The organism is Mycobacterium sp. IDUB_9 (assembly GCF_055419505.1).
Window position 1 is genome coordinate 984,588 of record NZ_JBVAXU010000002.1, and the last position, 18,080, is coordinate 1,002,667.

17 protein-coding genes are annotated in these 18,080 nt (G+C 65.7%); 4 read left to right on the forward strand and 13 right to left on the reverse strand.

Annotated elements, in window-relative coordinates:
- Nucleotides 1-78: 78 nt before the first annotated feature.
- Genes ACZY08_RS13400 through ACZY08_RS13430 form a run of 7 tightly spaced genes read right to left on the reverse strand, consistent with a single transcriptional unit; the run spans nt 79 to nt 7,959 of the window.
- Nucleotides 79-1,206, reverse strand: coding sequence for an NDMA-dependent alcohol dehydrogenase (locus ACZY08_RS13400; protein ID WP_463744394.1), 1,128 nt, complete (start codon nt 1,204-1,206; stop codon nt 79-81).
- The gene (locus ACZY08_RS13405) at nt 1,203-2,648 is read right to left on the reverse strand and encodes a class I adenylate-forming enzyme family protein (protein ID WP_463744393.1); all 1,446 of its coding nucleotides are present in this window, start codon (nt 2,646-2,648) and stop codon (nt 1,203-1,205) included. The genes ACZY08_RS13400 and ACZY08_RS13405 overlap by 4 nt, the downstream gene beginning before the upstream one ends.
- Nucleotides 2,641-4,077 carry a class I adenylate-forming enzyme family protein gene (locus tag ACZY08_RS13410; RefSeq protein WP_463744392.1) on the reverse strand — a complete coding sequence of 479 codons (1,437 nt, stop codon included), beginning with the start codon at nt 4,075-4,077 and terminating at the stop codon, nt 2,641-2,643. Before ACZY08_RS13410 ends, ACZY08_RS13405 begins: the two co-directional genes overlap by 8 nt.
- On the reverse strand, nt 4,070-5,530 hold the full coding sequence (locus ACZY08_RS13415) for a class I adenylate-forming enzyme family protein (RefSeq protein ID WP_463744391.1): 1,461 nt from the start codon (nt 5,528-5,530) through the stop codon (nt 4,070-4,072). The genes ACZY08_RS13410 and ACZY08_RS13415 overlap by 8 nt, the downstream gene beginning before the upstream one ends.
- Nucleotides 5,530-6,303 (reverse strand): enoyl-CoA hydratase/isomerase family protein, encoded by a 774-nt coding sequence (locus ACZY08_RS13420; RefSeq protein ID WP_463744390.1) that lies wholly within the window; start codon nt 6,301-6,303, stop codon nt 5,530-5,532. The genes ACZY08_RS13415 and ACZY08_RS13420 overlap by 1 nt, the downstream gene beginning before the upstream one ends.
- 31 nt (nt 6,304-6,334) lie before the next feature.
- Nucleotides 6,335-7,150, reverse strand: coding sequence for an enoyl-CoA hydratase/isomerase family protein (locus tag ACZY08_RS13425; protein WP_463744389.1), 816 nt, complete (start codon nt 7,148-7,150; stop codon nt 6,335-6,337).
- A gap of 14 nt (nt 7,151-7,164) precedes the next feature.
- Nucleotides 7,165-7,959, reverse strand: a complete 795-nt coding sequence (locus tag ACZY08_RS13430) for an enoyl-CoA hydratase/isomerase family protein (RefSeq protein ID WP_463744388.1) — start codon at nt 7,957-7,959, stop codon at nt 7,165-7,167.
- A gap of 91 nt (nt 7,960-8,050) precedes the next feature.
- Between ACZY08_RS13430 and ACZY08_RS13435 the strand changes: the two genes are divergently transcribed.
- Genes ACZY08_RS13435 through ACZY08_RS13445 form a run of 3 tightly spaced genes read left to right on the forward strand, consistent with a single transcriptional unit; the run spans nt 8,051 to nt 10,904 of the window.
- Complete coding sequence (locus ACZY08_RS13435; RefSeq protein ID WP_463744387.1) at nt 8,051-8,812, forward strand: FadR/GntR family transcriptional regulator; 762 nt, start codon at nt 8,051-8,053, stop codon at nt 8,810-8,812.
- Nucleotides 8,802-9,668, forward strand: coding sequence for an enoyl-CoA hydratase/isomerase family protein (locus tag ACZY08_RS13440; RefSeq protein ID WP_463744386.1), 867 nt, complete (start codon nt 8,802-8,804; stop codon nt 9,666-9,668). Before ACZY08_RS13435 ends, ACZY08_RS13440 begins: the two co-directional genes overlap by 11 nt.
- Nucleotides 9,669-9,722: 54 nt before the next feature.
- Nucleotides 9,723-10,904 (forward strand): thiolase family protein, encoded by a 1,182-nt coding sequence (locus tag ACZY08_RS13445; RefSeq protein WP_463744385.1) that lies wholly within the window; start codon nt 9,723-9,725, stop codon nt 10,902-10,904.
- Here the strand turns inward: ACZY08_RS13445 and ACZY08_RS13450 are convergent.
- The 6 genes from ACZY08_RS13450 to ACZY08_RS13475 form a co-directional block, all read right to left on the reverse strand.
- Nucleotides 10,891-11,715, reverse strand: a complete 825-nt coding sequence (locus ACZY08_RS13450; RefSeq protein WP_463744384.1) for a MerR family transcriptional regulator — start codon at nt 11,713-11,715, stop codon at nt 10,891-10,893. The genes ACZY08_RS13445 and ACZY08_RS13450 overlap by 14 nt on opposite strands.
- Nucleotides 11,716-11,724: 9 nt before the next feature.
- On the reverse strand, nt 11,725-13,242 hold the full coding sequence (locus ACZY08_RS13455; protein ID WP_463744383.1) for a flavin-containing monooxygenase: 1,518 nt from the start codon (nt 13,240-13,242) through the stop codon (nt 11,725-11,727).
- Between the two features lie 17 nt (nt 13,243-13,259).
- Entirely contained in the window at nt 13,260-14,180 is a 921-nt protein-coding gene (locus ACZY08_RS13460) for a ferritin-like domain-containing protein (RefSeq protein WP_463744382.1), read from the reverse strand.
- A gap of 44 nt (nt 14,181-14,224) precedes the next feature.
- Nucleotides 14,225-15,082 (reverse strand): SDR family NAD(P)-dependent oxidoreductase, encoded by an 858-nt coding sequence (locus ACZY08_RS13465; protein ID WP_463744381.1) that lies wholly within the window; start codon nt 15,080-15,082, stop codon nt 14,225-14,227.
- Nucleotides 15,082-16,074, reverse strand: a complete 993-nt coding sequence (locus ACZY08_RS13470) for an alpha/beta hydrolase (protein WP_463744380.1) — start codon at nt 16,072-16,074, stop codon at nt 15,082-15,084. Before ACZY08_RS13470 ends, ACZY08_RS13465 begins: the two co-directional genes overlap by 1 nt.
- Before the next feature lie 206 nt (nt 16,075-16,280).
- Nucleotides 16,281-17,021 (reverse strand): TetR/AcrR family transcriptional regulator, encoded by a 741-nt coding sequence (locus ACZY08_RS13475; RefSeq protein WP_463744379.1) that lies wholly within the window; start codon nt 17,019-17,021, stop codon nt 16,281-16,283.
- Nucleotides 17,022-17,280: 259 nt separating this feature from the next.
- Between ACZY08_RS13475 and ACZY08_RS13480 the strand changes: the two genes are divergently transcribed.
- On the forward strand, nt 17,281-18,042 hold the full coding sequence (locus ACZY08_RS13480; protein WP_463744378.1) for a crotonase/enoyl-CoA hydratase family protein: 762 nt from the start codon (nt 17,281-17,283) through the stop codon (nt 18,040-18,042).
- The last annotated feature ends 38 nt before the right edge of the window (nt 18,043-18,080 follow it).

Sequence of the window (18,080 nt, forward strand, 5' to 3'; positions counted from 1 at the left end):
CCTTGGTATGGATCTTCGCAAAGCTGACGGTGGCGACGACGGCCAGGTCGTTGTCCGGGACCGTGAAGATGGTGGACGTCACCGGTCGGCGTCCGTGTAGCGGATGACGCCGCGGATGTTGCGGCCCTCCAGCATGTCCCGGTAGGCATCGTTGATCTGGTCGAGGCGGTACTCACGGGTCACCATGTCATCGAGGTTCAGTTGGCCGAGCCGATAGAGGGTCAACAGCTCGGGGATGTCGAACTGGGGGTTGCCGCCACCGAACAGGCTGCCCTGCAAGCTTTTCTGCAGCAGGGTCAACCCGGCCAGGTTGAGGGTCGTGTCGGAATCGACCACATTGCCCATCGCCGTCAGCACACAGGTGCCGCCCTTGGCGGTGAGCTGCATCCACGACTCCACCTCCCGGCCTTCGGCGCGGCCGACGGTCACGATGACCTTGCGGCACATGCGTCCGCCAGTGGCCGCGGCAATTCCGGCCAGGGCGGCAGGCACGTCCGGATATGCCTCGCATGCCCCGAATTTCAGTGCCTGCTCGCGCTTCCACTCGACTGGGTCGATGGCGAAGATGCGCCGGGCTCCGGCGATCGCCGCACCCTGCAGCGCCGCGGTGCCGACGCCACCGATACCGATGATCGCGACGTCCTCGCCGGGTCGGACGTCCGCACTCCGCACCGCCGAGCCGTATCCGGTGGTAACCCCGCAGCCGACCAGGCAGGCCACGTCAAAGGGGATCGTCGGGTCGATCTTCACTACAGAGGTCCGATGCACCACGACATAGGGGGAGAAGGTGCCGAGCAGTGACATGGCAACTACGTTCTGCCCCTTGGTCTGCACCCGGAAGGAGCCGTCGGAGACCGAGGCGCCCGCGAGCAGCCCCATCCCGAGGTCACACAGATTGCGCAGGCCCACCTGGCAGGCCGGGCAGCTACCGCACGACGGGATGAAGGACATCACCACGTGATCGCCGACCTCCAGACCCTCGGTGTCCGGACCGACCTCCACGATCACTCCGGCACCTTCATGCCCGCCCAGGATGGGGAAGGCGGCCATCGGGATGTCACCGGTCATCAGGTGGTGATCGGAGTGACACAGGCCGGCGGTCTCCAGGACCACCTTCACCTCGCCCTTGCGAGGGTCGCCGATCTCGATCTCCTCGATCGACCACGGCTGACCGAAGTCCCAGACCAGGGCACCTTTGGTTTTCATTGTTGGACACCTTCCGCCAGCATGGCTCGTAGTGCGGTGTTGTCGACTTTCCCGGTGGCTCCGCGTGGGACGGCAGCGTCGTCGTCGAGCAGGAGCCACAGCGTGGGCACTTTGAATGAGCTGATGACTGCGCGGGTGGCCGAGCGCAGCATCTCCGCCGAGAGCCCGTCACCTACCACCGCCGCGCCGACCCGATTGGCTTGGTCTTCAGGAACATTGGCCACATATGCGGCGCGGACGCCGGGAATCGCGCGCAGCGCCCGTTGTACCTCGCTCGGGTACACGGTGGCGCCACGGACCTTGAACATGTCGTCAGATCTACCGTGGTAGAACAGGAATCCGTCGCCGTCCAGGCGACCCAGATCTCCCGTCGGGTAGTAGCCGTCGGCGGTGAACACCTCCTCGCGGCTGCGTCGGCAGATTCCCCGCATCACATGCGGGCCGCGGATCTGGATCTCGCCCACTGGGCCGTCACCGGCGATACGTACGTCCATCCCGGCGAACGGTTGCCCACAGCTGCCCCACGCGGATTCCGGCATGTCGGTGTCGGCCCGGTATCCGCAGTACGGGCCGAGCGATTCAGTCATACCCAGCAACGACGCCCGCGCGCCCGGCTCTGAGCGCATACCGTCCGGCAACAGTGCCTCAAGGCTTCCCGGCTGCAGTGCGGGCAGATCTGCGGTGCCGACGTGCCGGGCCAGTGCCTCGGCCTGCTCGGGCCAGCCCCGGAACAGGGTGACCCGTTCGCGCTGTAGCAATTCGAGCGTCGAGTCGGGGTGCGGAACCGGCTCGGTGACCAGGGTGGCCCCGGCCAGCAGAGCTGAGAGGATGCCCGCACCGAACCCGCCCACCCAGAAGAACGGCATGGGCAGGTACAGCCGGGTGTCGGCGTTGATGCACCTGGCCTCCAGCCCGGAACGCACTGCACCCAAGGCATTTCCGTGGGAGTGGATCACCCCTTTCGGCGCACCGCTGCTGCCGGAGGTGAACATGATGACCAGCGGATCGCTGGGCCGCACCGGTGGCAGGGGAGCCGTCCCGGCGAGTGTCAGAACTTCGTCGGGGGTCCAGGTCCGGCGCAGCGACGGTACCGGGCCCGGCACGTAGCGGCGTCCGCGGAACCCTTCGACCGCGATCAGGTGCTGCACCGACGCGGTCCGCAGCTGGGAGGTCAGCTCGTCAGCGGTCAGTAGCGTGCTCAACGGCACCAGCACCGCACCCATCCGGGTCACTGCCAATGCGATCCGCACCCAATCGACACAGTTCGGCATGATCAACCCGACCCGGGTGCCCTTCTCGACTCCCGCCGCCATCAGGCCAGACGCCAATGCGGCAGTTCCTGCGTCGAGTTCGGCGTAGCCGATCCGGGTGTCGGGATCGATCACCATGAGCTTGCCGACCGCCGCATGTGCACGCAGCAACGCGTCGATGGTGTCAGGCATGAAACATCCTCGCCAGCGCCGGTAGGTCGACTTTTCCGCTGGAGAGCATCGGCACGTCGGCGGGACGGCACACCGTGACCGCCCGCGGAATCTTGTACGCCGACAGCCTGGAGCGCAGTGCCTGACGGACCACATCGACATCCACCGGGCTGTCTGTGACGATGACCGCCCCCACGATCTGGCCACGGTCGGCATCGGGCAGGCCGAGCACATGTGCGGTGAAACCCAGTGCCGCCAAGGCTGCCTCGACTTCACCGGGGGTCACATTGGCGCCGGCCGTTTTGATCATCGCGCCGGCACGGCCAAGGAAGTAGATGTACCCGTCCTGGTCGACACGCACCAGATCCCCGGTGTGAAACCAGCCGTCGGCATCGAAGCAGTCCTCCCGGTTGCGGCCGTAGTAGCCCTGCATGACATACGGTCCGCGGATGCACAGTTCGCCCGAGGGCAGCACTCGGGTTTCGAATCCGGGTGCGGGCCTGCCGTAGCTGCCGCGCCGCTGCTCGGGCTGATCGCCTTCGTCCCCGTCGATCGACATCACACTGCCGGCCTCGGTCATCCCCAACATGTTGTGCCGCAGTTCCGGGTCGGTGGGGCGCGAGTCGGGGGCCATGACGGGGTAGAGGTTGCCGCGGCGCGCCGAGAAGTGCCGGCCGGGGTAGCTGGGGTCCCTGGTCAGGGGTGCGATTCCCGCGACGAAACCATTGGTGACGGTGGGCTTCTCGGCCTCGATCAGGTCCAGGGTGACGGCCGGGTCGGTCGCATTGGAGCACACCAGCGTGGCGCCAGCAGCGAGGGAGGCCAACAGACCGAACGCGAACCCGCCGATCCAGAAGAACGGTGAGTTGCAGAACAGGATGTCCGCCGCGGTCAGCTGCCGAATCTCGTTGAGACTGCGCTGATGCCCGATCAGTGAAGCGTGGGTGTGCACGGCACCCTTGGGCGGCCCCGTCGACCCGGAGGTGTAGATGATGGCCAGCGGATCGCAGTCGTCCACGTCGTCTTCGAGGTCGGCCAGAGTCGGGGCGTCGGCGTGCGGTATATCGAACACCACCCGCCGCAGACACGGCGCGTCGATGCCGGCGAGGCGTTGCGTGTAGTCGTGATTGCGGAAACTGCGCGCCGACAGCAGGATTGCGGTGTCACTGTCGCGTAGTTGGGTATCCAGCTCAGTCGCGGTGAGGAAGGTGGAGTACGGCACCACCACAGCACCGATGCGGGCGGCGGCCAGCATTGCGACCACGAAGTCCACACCGTTGGGGTAGAGCAGCCCGACGTGGGTGCCCTTGCCTGCGCCGAGCGCGATCAGGCCTCCGGCGACTGCCGCAGAGCGGTGCTGCGCCTCGGCATAGGTGATCCGTGCGTCATCGCAGATCAGCAGCGGGCGATCGGTACACCCGCGAATCAGCCCGCCAACCGTGTCAGACACGTGAGGCGAAATGCTCCCGTACGGCGCCGAGATCAGCCTTCCCCGAAGGAGTTCGGGGAATCGCCTCGACAATGGCGATGTCGGTCGGGATCTCGTAGCGGGCCAGCCGGCCGGCAAGGAAATCCAGAAGCTCCGTCGCGGTGGCTGTGCTGGCTCCGGTGCTGTGCAGTTCCACCATCGCCACCGGGGTTTCGCCGAGCCGGTCATCGGCGATGCCGATGACCGCCGCACCGCGTACCGCGGGGTGGCTCTCCAGGGCGGTGCGCACATCGTCGGGCATGACCTTGAATCCGCCGCGGATGATCGCCTGGTCGGCGCGGCCGAGAATCCACACGAAGCCGTCGTCGTCGATGCGGGCGAGATCGGTGGTGCGCAGCCAGTCCGCGTCGGCGTCGAACTGTGCGGGTTTCACCTCGAGCAGGCCCTTCTCGTTCGGCTGTAGCGGATTGCCTCCCTCGTCGACCACCCGCAGCCGGGCACCGGGATTGGCCCGGCCCACACTGCCGCGCTTGTCCTTCCAGTGCTTCTGGTGGTCGGCGAGGGTCCAACTGGCCACCCCACCGCCGAACTCGGTGGCGGCATAGGAGGTCAGTACCGGGATGCCGAACTTCTCGGTGAAGGCATCGGCGTCGTCGGCCGACAACGGGGCGGTACCCGAGGTGACGGCGCGGACGCCGGCGAGGTCATCGCGGGTGAGATCGGAGTGCAGCACCATGCGCAGGGCGGCCGGAACCAGTGACACCGCCCGCGGCCGGTACTCTCGCACCGCGTCAGCCCAGCGGTGGAGTTCGAACTTGGGCAACAGCACGAACGAGCGGGCCTCGGCGATGCACAACAGCACCCGGAACACCCCGCCGACATGGACCAACGGCGAGTTGACGATGGCGACCCCGCGGCGCAGTTCGGTTGGTGCCGGGGCATTCTCAGGATCGCGGCCGATGACGCTGCGGGCCAGCATGTCGTAGGTGAGATCGACGCGCTTGGGCGGGCCGGTGGTACCGCTGGTCAGCATCCACACCGCGACACCCGGTCGCCCTGGATCGCGCGACGGGCTCTGGGCGGGCGTGACCTCGGGCGCGGTGTCGAGGTCGCGGATCGTCACTGTCGTCGTGGAAGGGGAGGGGGTGGCCAGCGTGGCGATGTCGTCGGCCAGGCCGATGAGTACCGGCAGGTCGAGGTTTGCGATGTCGGCGCGCGTGCGCGCGTCACCACGGGACGGATTGATCACCACGACGGTGCCGCCGGCGGACAACACGCCGAGCAGGGCTGCCACATGGGCCGGCTGGTTGCGCAGCATGATCCCGACCCGCGCGCCTGCCGACACGGCGCCGATGCGCCGTGCCAGCGCCGCGACCTGACCCCAGGTGGACCATTGACCGTCGTACTGGATCGCCGGCGCAGCGGGATCCAGGTCGAGAACATCGTCGATGCGTTGCGAAAGAGGATGTGCCATCAGCGGATCCGTGGCGGTGTCTTGGGCAGTGGGCGGTCGGCCAGTTCGGCCTTCGCGATCGGGTTGCCCAGCCTCGTGTAGATGAGGCCCTGGTCCATGGCTGCGCGGTACGGCTTGTCAAGGGACTCCCAGATGGCCTTGACGGTGCCTTGGGTGGCGGTCGGCGGTTTGGCGGCGATGGTACGTGCGATCTCGTCGGCCCGCGCCCACAGGTCCTCGCGGGCCACCACCTCGGTGACCAGTCCGATCCGCAAGGCAGTCTCGGCGCCCACGCGTTCGTCGTTGCCCAGCAACGCCATCCGCAAAGTGTCACCGAGGCCTACGCGGCGCATCAACCCGATCGGTTCGAGCGCGGACACCAGTCCGGCGCTGACGTGCGAATCGAAGAAGGTGGCCTCAGACGAGCAGATCACCACATCTGATTCGTTGACGAAGTACAGTGCGCCTGCGGTACATATGCCCTGCACCGCGCATACCACCGGCTTCCACATCTTCTGCCACTTCGGGCTCAGTAGCTCGCCGGGATCCTCATGGTTCCAGACGATCTCGGGCTGTCCGTAGCTGGACTTGACGTCGAGCCCGGCGCTGAATGCGCGGTCGCCCGCCGCGCGCAACACCACGGCGTTGATGCCTTCGTCGTCTTTGATGGCGTGCCACGCGTCGCGCATCTCGTTGCACATGGCCCGGTTGAACGAGTTCAGCGCGTCAGGGCGGTTCAGCGTGACGGTGGCGACCCTTGATTCATGGTCGAAGTCGACCAGGATGGTATCCATCAGGGCTGTCTCCTCTTCGCGCGAGCGCTCATCAGCGCGCCTGCCAGTTGGGCTTGCGCTTCTCGACGAACGCCCGGGGCCCCTCGAGCGCATCCTCGGTGCGGACCACCCGCTCGCGGAACGTCTCAGCCAGGATCTCGCCCTCGTGCAATGGCAGGTCCAGCGTCTTGTGAATGGCCAGCCGGGTGCCCCGAACCGCAAGCGGGGCATTGAGGCACACCGTGTCGGCGATCTCGTGGGCACGCTCCAGTAGCTTGTCGTGCTCGACGATTTCGGTGATCAAGCCGAGTTCGTAGGCCCGCTCGACAGTCATGCGCTCGTGCTTTCCCATCAATGCCATCCGCAGCGCCACCGACCGGGGAAGCGCACGGGCCAAACGCACCATCTCGCGGGCGGCAACCAGGCCGATGCTCACATGGGGGTCGAAGAACGTCGCCTTGTCCGAGGCGATCACGATGTCGCCGGTGGTGACCCAGTCCAACCCGGCGCCGCAGCAGATTCCGTTGATCGCCACGACGACCGGCTTTGCCATGGTGCGGAACGGCGGGGTGCCCTCCTGCGGTGCCTCCCACTGTTCGTAGGTGGACAGGTAGGGCCGTTCGTTGAGGACCTTTCCGTCGCCGGGGATCTCCTTGACATCGGCACCGGTACAGAACGCGCGGCCGGTGGCGGTGACGATCATCAGCCAGATGTTGTCGTCGTTCTCGGCCTCGGCATAAGCGGCCCGCAGCTCGGTGATCATGTGCGGCGACAGCGCATTGAGCGCATCCGGCCGGTTCAGCGTGATGGTGGCCTTGTGGCCGTCCACCTCGTATTTGATGGTGTCGTACGTGGCAGACACGGTCATGTGTTTCCTTCGGTTCATCGGCCCTGGAAGTCCGGGTCGCGCCGTTCCCGGAACGCGGCCAGGCCTTCCTTGAAATCGGTGGTGCGGCAGGAGAGTTCCAGGTTGGACAGCTCCTGGTTCATGGATTGGGTCAGGGATGCGTGCTGGCCGTAGGCGATGGCCTGTTTGGCCAGCCCGATCGCGACGGTCGGCCCGGCGGCCAGCCGGGCCAGGAGCGCGTCGATCGCCGTGTCCAACTGGTCGGCGGGAACCGCGTCGTGGATCAGGCCCCAGTCGGCGGCGTCGGATCCGGTGACTTTCTCACCCAGCAGCAGCATTCGTTTGGCGCGGGCCACCCCGGCCAGTCGCGGCAACAGCCAGGTCGCCCCGGAGTCCGGGGTGAACCCTCGGCTCATGAACGGCTCCCAGAACGTCGCGTCGGCGTCGGCGATGGTGAAATCGGCGGCCAGCGCCAGGTTGCAGCCCAGGCCCACTGCCCAGCCTCGCACCGCGCACACCACCGGCAGTTGGATGGTGGCGACGAGTTCGATGACGCGGTGCGCGGTGTGGGGGATGCGCCGCACCAGGTCGCCCGCGCGGGGTCGTTGCCCGGTGCTGTTCGTGGCCACCCAGTCCGCACCGGTGCAGAAATTGTCACCGGCCCCGGTGATGGCGACGGCCCGCAACGAGTCGTCGCCGGCGGCGGCGGTCAGGATGCTGACCAGATCGTCGATCATCTGATGGTTCAACGAGTTACGCCGCGACGGGCGGTCGAGGGTGATGCGCAGGGTGGAGTCCGCGCGGGACGTGGTCACCGAACCGTCAGTCACCTGGAACCCGACCTTTCCTTATCCATACAGTTACCCATACAGTAGGCGATGCGGTTACTATCCTGTACAAGTTAGCAAGGAAAGGTCGCTGATGGAAGGACGCGCACGGCGCATCCGGCAGCCACGGGTTGCCGAGATTGTCGCGTCCAAGCTGCGCGACGACATCCTGTCCGGGCGATTGCGTGCCGGGGACATCCTGCCCACCCAGGAAAGCCTGTTCCAGGAGTTCGGCGTCAGCCCACCGGCGCTGCGCGAAGCCATTCACCTGCTGGAGACCGACGGGCTGATCTCGGTGCGGCGCGGAAACGTCGGCGGAGCAGTGGTCCGGCTGCCGTCACCGGAGCGCACCGCGCAGACGATCAGCATGGTCCTGCAGACTCGGTCGGCCACCCCGGCCGATGTCAGTGAGGCGCTCCTGCACCTGGAGCCGATCTGCGCCGGGATGTGCGCGGCAAGGGAAGATCGGGCTGTCGAGGTGGTGCCCTACCTGCAGGCTGAGATCGACACCCAGACAGTGCAGTTCGACGACACGGCGCAGTACGTGCGGAATGCGCGCAGGTTCCACGAGGTGCTGGTGGCCCGCTGCGGTAACGAGCCGATGATCCTGCTGATCGGATCGCTGGAGCTGATCTGGTCGGCACATGAATCTTCGGTGTGGGGTGATGACGTCGACAAGGCGACCATGCGGGCGGCACTTCGCGACCACCAGCGGTTGCTGGACGCGATCGCCGACGGCAATTCGGCGCGGGCGACCAAGCTCGCCGCTGACCATCTCACCGCCGCGCGGCGCACGACGCTGGCTGCCGGCAACGACAAAACAATTGAAGCGAGGCTGATTTCGCATGACCGATGACCGGGTGCTCTACGAGGTCGATGCGGACAATCGCATCGCCACCATCACGTTGAACAATCCCAAGCAGCGCAACTCCTATGACGCGGCGATGCGCGACGAGGTCGCCCGTTACCTCGATATCGTCGCCGATGACGACGATCTGACCGTCGTGCTGCTGCGCGGCGCCGAGGGCGTGTTCTCCACCGGTGCGGACATGAACAACGCTTACGGCTGGTATGGCGATAAAGAGAAACAACCCGCCAAGTCGCGCCCCAGCCAGCGTCGTCGACTCACGGTGGACCGCAAGTCGTTTGGCTTCTATCACAACTTCATGGGATTCCCGAAGGTCACCGTCGGTGAGATCGGCGGCTACGCGTTGGGCGGCGGGTTCGAGATGGCTCTGATGACCGACATCTCGGTGATCGCCCGCGATACCAAGATCGGGATGCCGGCCACCCGGTTTCTCGGTCCCGCGCTGGGTAGCCTGCACATGTTCTTCCATCGGCTCGGCCCGGTGCTGGCCCGACGGATGTTGCTGACCGGCGACATCATCGAGGCCGGCTCCATCGAGCATCTCGGCATCTTTACCGACACCTGTGACGCGGACCAGGTGACGGCCCGGGCGCAGTACTGGGCGGCCAAGGCGGCCAAGATGCCCGCCGACGGGGTGGTGATCGCCAAGGAGGCGTTCCGGCTCGTCGAACAGAGCCAGGCGTACCAGGGGGAGGAAGTGGCCAGCTACATCTTCCACGCCTATGGCACCAACCTGCAGTTTTCACCCGGCGAGTTCAACTTCGTCAAGACCCGCGCGCAGCATGGCACGAAGGAAGCGTTCCGGCTCCGCGACGAACATTTCCACGTCCCCGAACCGCAGTAGTTCACCCCGCCCTGTTACCGTTACATAACGTCTAGAGATCGTAAAGGTGGATTCATGCCAAAACCTGTCATCGTGGGCGCTGCCCGCACGGCGATCGGCCGCTCCTTCAAGGGGACGCTGGTCAACACCACCCCCGAGACCCTGATCACCACGGTGCTGCCCGAGGTCGTGCGTCGTGCCGGGATCGCCCCGGAGTCGATCGACGATCTGATCTTCGCCGAATCCAACTACGGTGGCGGCGATATCGCGCGCTACGCGGCCGATGCCCTGGGCTGGGAGTCGGTGCCCGGTCAGGCCGTCAACCGGCACTGTGCGGGGTCGCTCACCGCGATCGGCAACGCGTCCGCGCAGATCGGCTCCGGCATGGAGCGGGTTCTGGTGGCCGGCGGTGTGCAGTCGCTGTCCTCGTCGCCGCTGATGAAGTGGCGGGTGCCCGGGTTCGGGCCCGAGATCGAGTTCATCGAGCCCTGGATGACCCCGACGCATGTCGAGACCCCGGACGCGCCGATGCGCGACATGTCGATCACGGTCGGGTGGAACACCGCGCAGGCGGCCGGGATCACCCGCGAGGACATGGACGCCTGGGCCGCGCGGTCACACCAGCGCGCCATCGCCGCGATCGATGCGGGCAAGTTCCTCGACGAGATCGTGCCGTTGAAGGTGTCGCAGCCAGACGGGTCCGTCATCGAATTCAGCGTCGACGAGCATCCGCGCCGCGGCACCACCGCCGAGAAGCTCGCCGAACTCAAGGTCCTGCACCCGGAGATCGAAGGATTCTCCATCACCGCGGGCAACAGCAGCGGTACCAACGACGCTGCCGCTGCTGTCGCGCTGGTCGGCGACGACTATGCGGCCGCGGAGAACCTCAACGTCATGGCCAAGGTCAGGGCGTGGGGCGCGGTCGGTGTCGCCGCCCGCGACACCGGTCTGGGCGGCGTCGAGGTGATCGGCAAGGTTCTGGACCGCGCCGGCCTCAAGCCGTCCGATGTGGCGCTGTGGGAGATCAATGAGGCGTTCGCCTCGGTGCCGATCGCCGCGGTGCGCAAGTACGGCATCGACGAGGAATTGGTGAACTTCTCCGGCAGTGGTTGCAGCCTCGGACATCCGATCGCTGCGTCCGGTGCCCGCATGGTCACCACGCTGGTCTACGAACTCCAGCGCCGGGGTGGCGGCATCGGCGTCGCCGCGATGTGCGCGGGTGGCGGCCAGGGCGGCGCGGTCATCATCGAGGTTTAGCTCGTTTGACGTGAGCCCGGCGGGGACCATCCGGGGTGGTCTTCCCGTCGGGCTCACGTTGGGCGGCCGTCTCCGGGCCCGCTGCCTGATACTCGTGCAACTCGGCACGGACAGCTTCATCGAACGCGCGGTCCAGGCTGGCATGCGCGAGCCGGCGCGCCGCCCTGCGCATGGTGTCCACGAGGTCGGCGGCCCAGGCGAGTTCGGCATCATTGGTGGGGACCCACCCCGGCCCCCGCTGGCGGACCACCTCGGTATGCCCGCCGTGGGTCATCTCACGAGCGGCGGCGTCGAGCAACTTGTCGACCGCGGTTCTCGTTTTCAGAAGTATCTCGAGCGGCATTCCGCGGGAGACGAGTGAGCCGAAGTCATCGATGAGGCGTACATCGCTGACCGAGTAGATGTTCTCGTCGGCAGTCGGCTCGATCAGGCCGTGGGTGGTCAGCCGGCGCAGCATCGAGATGTCCAGGTGCCCGAGCCGTTCTTCCAGCTCGGCGAGGGGCATTGTGCGTGGCTTGGGCCGTGACCACGGCGCGGTGACCAGTTCCTCAAGGTCGGACAGATCCAGGACATCGACGAGGTCCTGTCCGGGCTGCAACCCGGTCAGGAATTTCATGATGTGCTTGAGCGTGAAGCCCTCGCCGAGCAACCGGGTGATGGCGCGCAATTGGCGCAGGTGTCGATCGGTGTAGATCGCCACCCTGCCCCGACGCTGGGGCCGGGGCAGGAGCCCGTTGTCCTGGTAGACACGCACGTTCCGGGTTGTTGTCCCCGCCTCCCGAGCGAGGTCGTCAATCCGGTACTCGGTCACCACGGAATCCTATCCGGTGGCCAGGGGACTGCCGCTGACCTGCGCCAGGGCAATGTTGTTGTCGCGGCCGGCAGTGATCTTGTAGTCGTGCAGATTGACGCTCTTGAGCTGATTGACGTATTGGGTGGCAAACCCCGGATACATGGTGGCGTTGAAGCCGTCCTCGGTCAGATACCAGCTCTGGCAGCCGGAGTTCCATGTGGTCGAACCCAGGCGCCGTTGGATGTCCTCGTTGTACCGGTTCTGTGCCTCCGTGCGGACGTCGAGCGACTTCCAGTCGTGCCTCAGGAGGGTTGAAATCGCCTCGACGATGTAGTCGATCTGAGCCTCCATGTACACCAGTGCCGAACTGTGTCCGGGCCCGGAGTTCGGGCCGAAGGTGAAGTACAGGTTGGGATAACCCGATACCGCGACGCTGCGATATGCGTAGGCACCGCGACTCCATTCGGCGGCCAGCTCACGGCCGTCGATTCCGGTGATCGGGAACGGCGTGCCGGCCTTGCAGACATCGAACCCGGTGGCGAACACAATGCAGTCGAATTGGTGCTCGATTCCCTCGACGGTGCGAATTCCGTTGGGGGACAGGCGGGCTATCGGCCAGGTCACCAGCCTGCAATTGTCTGCCTGCAGGGCGGGGTAATACTCGCTGGTCATCAGCAGCCGCTTGCATCCGGCCGAGAAATCCGGCGTCAGTTGGCGTCGCAACCACGGATCCTTCACCTGCAGACGGAGATTTGCGGAGCTGACGGCTTCGACGATCCGGGTGAACGGGGTATCCCAAACCACACCGAGGGCTACCGACTCGTGTCCCCAGTACCACGCGCTGCGCATGAGGCTCTGGGTCAGCGGGATGCTGCGGTAGAGGCGCTTGAGCCGGCCGCTGGTCGGCGTGTTGATCCGCGGCAGAACCCATCCCGGGGTGCGCTGAAAAACCTTGACCGACTTCGCCGTTTTCACCAGTTCGGGCACGATCTGCACCCCACTGGCACCGGTCCCGATGACCGCGACACGTTTGCCGGCGAAGTCGTAGCCGTGGTCCCACCGGGCGCTGTGAATCTTGTGACCCTCGTAGGTGTCGATCCCGGGGATGTTGGGGAAACTGGCGTTGGCCAGCGGGCCGGACGCGACGATTACATTGCGCGCCCGCACCGGGTCCCGACCTTCCAGATTCACGGTCCACTCGCCGGCCGGCGCATCGTATGAAACGCCGACGACAGTGTGGCCGAACCGGATCTTCGGTGCGAGGCCGGACGATTCGACCATGCCGTCGATGTACTCGAGGATCTCGGCACTGCCCGAATAGGTGTGCGACCAGTCCGGGTTGGTCGCGAAACTGTACGAGTACAGCCGGGACGGGATGTCGCACGCGGCACCGGGGTAGGTGTTGTCGCGCCAGGTTCCGCCGACTCGGGAGTCGCGCTCGAATATCACGAAATCGTCGATGCCGTCGGCCTTGAGTCGGATGGCCGCGCCGATGCCGGCGAATCCGGCACCGATGATGGCAACTGACAAGGAAGAAGAAGTCATGTCGTCGATCGATTCTCTCAGGCGACGGGTTCGTAGGTCAGTTCCTGCGACCACGTCGGGGAGTTCTGGACCAACGACATCGGAATCACGCCGGTGATCTTGACCAGTGAATCGGCCAGCCAGTGATACTTGGAGGTCCGGTCGATCACCTTGCGGCTCTGCCACGAGATGAGCCGGTACATGGGTAGGCGCCGGGCGAATTCGCTTCGCTCACCAACACTTTGGAACCTGCGCATCGCCTGGTACAGCCGGTCCTCGTTGACACCCATCTCGACGATGTTGTCTCGCATCTTGTTCAGCAGCGGGAAGTAGCTGAGCACTCCGACCAGGAAGGTGGGCTTGATCCAGCCGCCCACCAACTCGATCAGCAGCTTGCGCATGTCGGCATGACCGAGGATGTCCATCACCTCGAAGTCGACGGCCAGGTGGCGGGACTCATCGGAGTTGATCCGCTTGAACACCTCTTGTGCCACCGGGTCTTTGACTTCGTCGGTGATGAACTTGATCAGTGCCCCGTCCAATGCCACCTCGAGCATGGGGATGACGGTGCCGAGGAACGTCAGGCCCATTCCGTCGGAATGCTTGTCGAGCCAGTTGATGACCAGTTGGACGTTGACGTTCGGCGGCGGGATCTCGTCGTCGTCGAGCATGCCCCACCTGCGCATCAAGGCGAGTTCGGCGTTGGCGTGCTTCTGCTCTTCGGCGTGGAAATGCTCGTAGATGCTCTTGAGGGTCGGATTCGGTGCCTTCTTCGCCAGGGCGGCAAAGCCCCGGGCGCCGACATTCTCGATCCACATCAGGTCGGTCATGAACGGCTTGAGCTTGGCGTGCAGCTCGGGTTCGATCAGCTCGGCTCCCGGTGCGTCCCAATCGATGTCGATCAAGGCCCACTGCCGGTCTTTGATCATCTGCAGCATGTTGTCGAGATCCATCGCCATGAGAATCCTTTCGGGTAGGCGGAGGTGCAGTTGTCGGGAAGGCTTCAGTCTTTGGGAAGAACTCGGCCGAGCAGTCCGGCGCCCCGGACATACAGACCGGGGAAGTGCCGCTTCAGATGCCAGATGACGGTGGCGTCGATCTGGGGCACCACGTACAGCCGGCCGCTGTCGTGCGCGTCCAAGGTGCGTGCCGCGACGTTGTCGGGGGACAGCCCGGTCCATCGGGCCAGCTGCTGGCTGAGGTTCATCGAGCCGGGGGTGATCCGCCCGTCCTGAAACACGTTGGTTTTCACGAAGGTGGGACACAGCACCGTCACCGCGACGCCGGCACCGGCGAGCTCAGCGGCGAGCGTCTCTGACAGCGACATCACGCCGGCTTTGGAGACGTTGTAGGGGGCCATCGACGGTGCGGCTGCGAATCCCGCGGCGGACGCCACGTTGATTATCCCGCCCCGGCCGGCCTCGCGCAGGATCGGTGTGAAGACCTCACACCCGTACACGACACCCCACAGGTTGATTCCGAGCGCCCAGTCCCAGTCGTCGAATCCGATGGCGCCGACGGGTTTGCCGCCGACGCCTACGCCGGCGTTGTTGATCACCAGCGTCGGTGGTCCGCCGAAGGTGTCGGTGGCCTGCTTGGCCAGTTGCTCGACCGCGCTGCGATCGGACACGTCGCAGACCACGGCGTGGCCCGTCCCGGTGGGCAGTTTCTCGATCAGCTCGACTGTCTCGTCGGCCCGGTCCGCGTCGATATCGGCACAGATGACCTCACCACCCCTGCGGGCGAGCTCAAGGGCGAACGACCGCCCGATGCCGCTCCCGGCACCGGTCACCACCGCCTTCGCGTCGGTGCAGCGCCGGTCACCACGAAAAGCATTGAGCAGCATGTCGATTCCGAACATCAGCCCACCTCCACTTGAGTATCGGATCGGTCGTCGGCCAGAGCGGAGGAGATGAACCCCGCTGCCCGCCGCAGCGCCATCGTCGCTTCGGGAGTCAGTCGCGGCAGGGCCTGGAAAACATGCACCATGGCGGGCCAGATTTCGAGAGTGGTCGTCCCTCCGGCCCGGCTGACCTCCGCGTCCAGGTAGCGGGCGTCCGCACTGAGCATCTCGAACTCGCCCACCTGAACCAGCATGGGCGGCAGGCGATCCGCCTTCTCGAAATCGAGGCGCAATCGCGGCTGGTCCGGGTCCTGTGCCGTGGTGTAAAGCCCGACCAATCGACGCGCTGCGTCCGCCGACATCGCCGGATCACGGCGGACCGCCTCTTGCTGCTGGGCAAGGCTCAGCGTGAGATCGATGAGCGGCGAGAAGAGCACCACCGCAGCGGGCTGGAAATCCGGCTCGTCGATGTTGGCGAGCAACATGTCACAGGTCAGGTGGCCGCCTGCGGAATCCGCGCCGATCGCGATGTCGGATGCCGCATATCCCTGAGCGAGTAACCAGCGATAGCCCGCCTCGACGTCGTCAGCGGCGGCTGGGAATCGGTGCTCGGGCGCCAAGCGGTAGTCGACCGAGAAGAACGGCATGCCGGTGGCTTCGGACAACTGCGCCACCAGCTTGCGGTGCGTCCGTGCCGAACAGATCACGTAGGCGCTGCCATGGACGTAATAGCCCGCCCGCGTGCCGAACTCCGCCCCCGGCCCGAGCACCCATTCGCCACGGACTCCGGCCCGGCGGACCGGGACGATCCTGGTGCCGGCGGGCATTGATCCCAACGCCCCCATGATCGTGGCGACCAGTCGGCGGGAAAACCACACCCCGGGTCGATTCATCGGGATGGTGCCGGTCAGACAGCCCAGCGTCCACCGGGTGGCGCCGGCCGCGATGACGGCGCGCGGAGAACGCCCGCTGGGCAGAGCCGGAAGGTCGGGTGGGGCAGCTGCGGTCACGGCGTTTACGTCACCACAGACTGTTACATTTGTCAATGTAACAATCGGCAATGACGTGGTGGATTCAGGCGAGCTGGGTGCGGCTCACCGGGGAAGTGGTGGGTACGCGAAATCGCCCGGCCGCGAACGGGAATCCGGGTCGGTACGCTTTCGCAGAAGTGGCCGAAGCCGCCGAGAGGGGCTTCGGGTCAGGTGAAGGATTGCGCCTATTTGCGCTTCGTCTTGGTCGCCGGAGGGTGTGCGATCCGGGCGGCCGCGTGGTCGAGGATGCACTCCAGGCCGTACTCGAAGTTCTTTTCGTCGGCCGCGCCGATGCGGTGCCCCTCGTTGGTGACTTTTGCCAGCAGCGGGGTGACTTCCGGATCGATGACCATGGTCTCCTCGTAATCGCCGGGTGCGTTGTCGTTGGCCCGGTTCTTCTCGTAGAGGCGGTGCAACACGACCGAGCCGCGGACGTGCACCGAGACGGCCGAATAGGTGTCGAAGGCATCTTCGACCGGTAGCCCGGCCTCGACCAGGCCGGAGATGGCGGTCTCCATCTCCTGCACGCCCAAGCGCGCGGCGCGCGCGCTCAGTGCCGAGCGAATGAGAATGAGATCACACAGAATCGGGTTACCCATGAAGGCTTTTCGCATGGTCCTGGCGTGGTTGGCCAGTGACTCACGCCAATCTTTGGCCTCCACATAGGGCGTGGCGACCACGAACTCGCGCAGTGCACGGTCGGTCATCGCGTTGAGCAGGTCGTCCTTCTTGCGGAAGTACCAGTAGATGCTCGTGACGCCGACGCCAAGATGTTTGCCCAGTAGCGGCATGCTGAGATTGTCGATCGACACTTGCTCGGCGAGTTCGAATGCGCCCTTGATGATGTCGTCGGGATTGATGGACCCGCGTTCGCGCCGTTGACGTTTCTCAGCGGTCGGTTGCTTTGCCACTGCGGGCACCTCCATCAAAATCGATTCTGCTCAAGCCGTCCCTGTGCCGCGGGTCAATCGCAGGTGAATTTACCGCCGGCCGCCATCTGAACTGCGTCTATGCGTGCGTGTCGCGGGGTCTTGTCGCCGTCAACCCTACCGGTAGCCTCTCTGTTGCTGTCCGCCGTCGGCGCCGAGGCGTCGCTCCGGTGCGGTGGACGGGGTTCCAGCTTTGTACTGTAATCCCTATAGTAGGCTTTTCCGGGTAATTGGGCCGCGAGCAAAAGGGGCAACGATGTCGGACGAAGTTCTCACGGAGCGACGGGGTCGCACCCTGGTCATCACCATCAATCGGCCCGAGGCGCGCAATGCGTTCAACCTCGCGGTGGTTCAGGGTCTCGCCGATGCCATGGACGAACTTGACGACACAGCGGAGCTGTCGGTGGCGGTGCTCACCGGGGCGGGCGGAAACTTCTGCGCGGGCATGGACCTCAAGGCGTTTGCTGCAGGGGAACTGCCCTATGTTCCGGGCCGGGGCGCGGGGTTCACCGAGCGCCCGCCGCGCAAGCCGTTGATCTCCGCCGTCGAAGGGTTCGCACTCGCCGGTGGTACCGAGCTCGTGCTCGCGACGGACCTCGTGGTGGCCTCCAAGGTCGCCAAGTTCGGCATCCCCGAGGTGAAGCGTGGTCTGGTGGCCGGTGGCGGTGGCCTGCTGCGACTGCACCAGCGCATCCCGTACCAGAAAGCGATGGAACTTGCGCTCACCGGTGACAGCTTCACGGCCGAGGAAGCCGCCGCATGGGGTTTCGTCAACAAGCTGACCGAGCCCGGTGCCGCTCTCGACGGGGCGCTCGAACTCGCCGATCGGATCACTGCCAACGGCCCGCTCGCGGTGGCGGTGACCAAGGAGATCATCGCGTCGTCGTCTGAGTGGTCGGCCGACGAGATGTGGAAGAAGCAGGGCGAACTGCTCGGACCGGTGTTCTCCTCGAACGACGCCAAGGAGGGGGCGATCGCCTTCGCCGAGAAGCGCGCACCCAATTGGACCGGTTCCTGATCGCGGCGGGCAGGAGCGAAGCGACCGGGGAATAGTCT

What these genes read in the sequence shown, in the direction of transcription:
- ACZY08_RS13400 (WP_463744394.1), bottom strand. Translation starts at nt 1,206, where the DNA reads ATGAAAACCAAAGGTGCCCTGGTCTGGGACTTCGGTCAGCCGTGGTCG.
- ACZY08_RS13405 (WP_463744393.1), bottom strand. Translation starts at nt 2,648, where the DNA reads ATGCCTGACACCATCGACGCGTTGCTGCGTGCACATGCGGCGGTCGGC.
- ACZY08_RS13415 (WP_463744391.1), bottom strand. Translation starts at nt 5,530, where the DNA reads ATGGCACATCCTCTTTCGCAACGCATCGACGATGTTCTCGACCTGGAT.
- ACZY08_RS13420 (WP_463744390.1), bottom strand. Translation starts at nt 6,303, where the DNA reads ATGGATACCATCCTGGTCGACTTCGACCATGAATCAAGGGTCGCCACC.
- ACZY08_RS13425 (WP_463744389.1), bottom strand. Translation starts at nt 7,150, where the DNA reads ATGACCGTGTCTGCCACGTACGACACCATCAAATACGAGGTGGACGGC.
- ACZY08_RS13435 (WP_463744387.1), top strand. Translation starts at nt 8,051, where the DNA reads ATGGAAGGACGCGCACGGCGCATCCGGCAGCCACGGGTTGCCGAGATT.
- ACZY08_RS13440 (WP_463744386.1), top strand. Translation starts at nt 8,802, where the DNA reads ATGACCGATGACCGGGTGCTCTACGAGGTCGATGCGGACAATCGCATC.
- ACZY08_RS13445 (WP_463744385.1), top strand. Translation starts at nt 9,723, where the DNA reads ATGCCAAAACCTGTCATCGTGGGCGCTGCCCGCACGGCGATCGGCCGC.
- ACZY08_RS13455 (WP_463744383.1), bottom strand. Translation starts at nt 13,242, where the DNA reads ATGACTTCTTCTTCCTTGTCAGTTGCCATCATCGGTGCCGGATTCGCC.
- ACZY08_RS13460 (WP_463744382.1), bottom strand. Translation starts at nt 14,180, where the DNA reads ATGGCGATGGATCTCGACAACATGCTGCAGATGATCAAAGACCGGCAG.
- ACZY08_RS13465 (WP_463744381.1), bottom strand. Translation starts at nt 15,082, where the DNA reads ATGTTCGGAATCGACATGCTGCTCAATGCTTTTCGTGGTGACCGGCGC.
- ACZY08_RS13475 (WP_463744379.1), bottom strand. Translation starts at nt 17,021, where the DNA reads ATGGAGGTGCCCGCAGTGGCAAAGCAACCGACCGCTGAGAAACGTCAA.
- ACZY08_RS13480 (WP_463744378.1), top strand. Translation starts at nt 17,281, where the DNA reads ATGTCGGACGAAGTTCTCACGGAGCGACGGGGTCGCACCCTGGTCATC.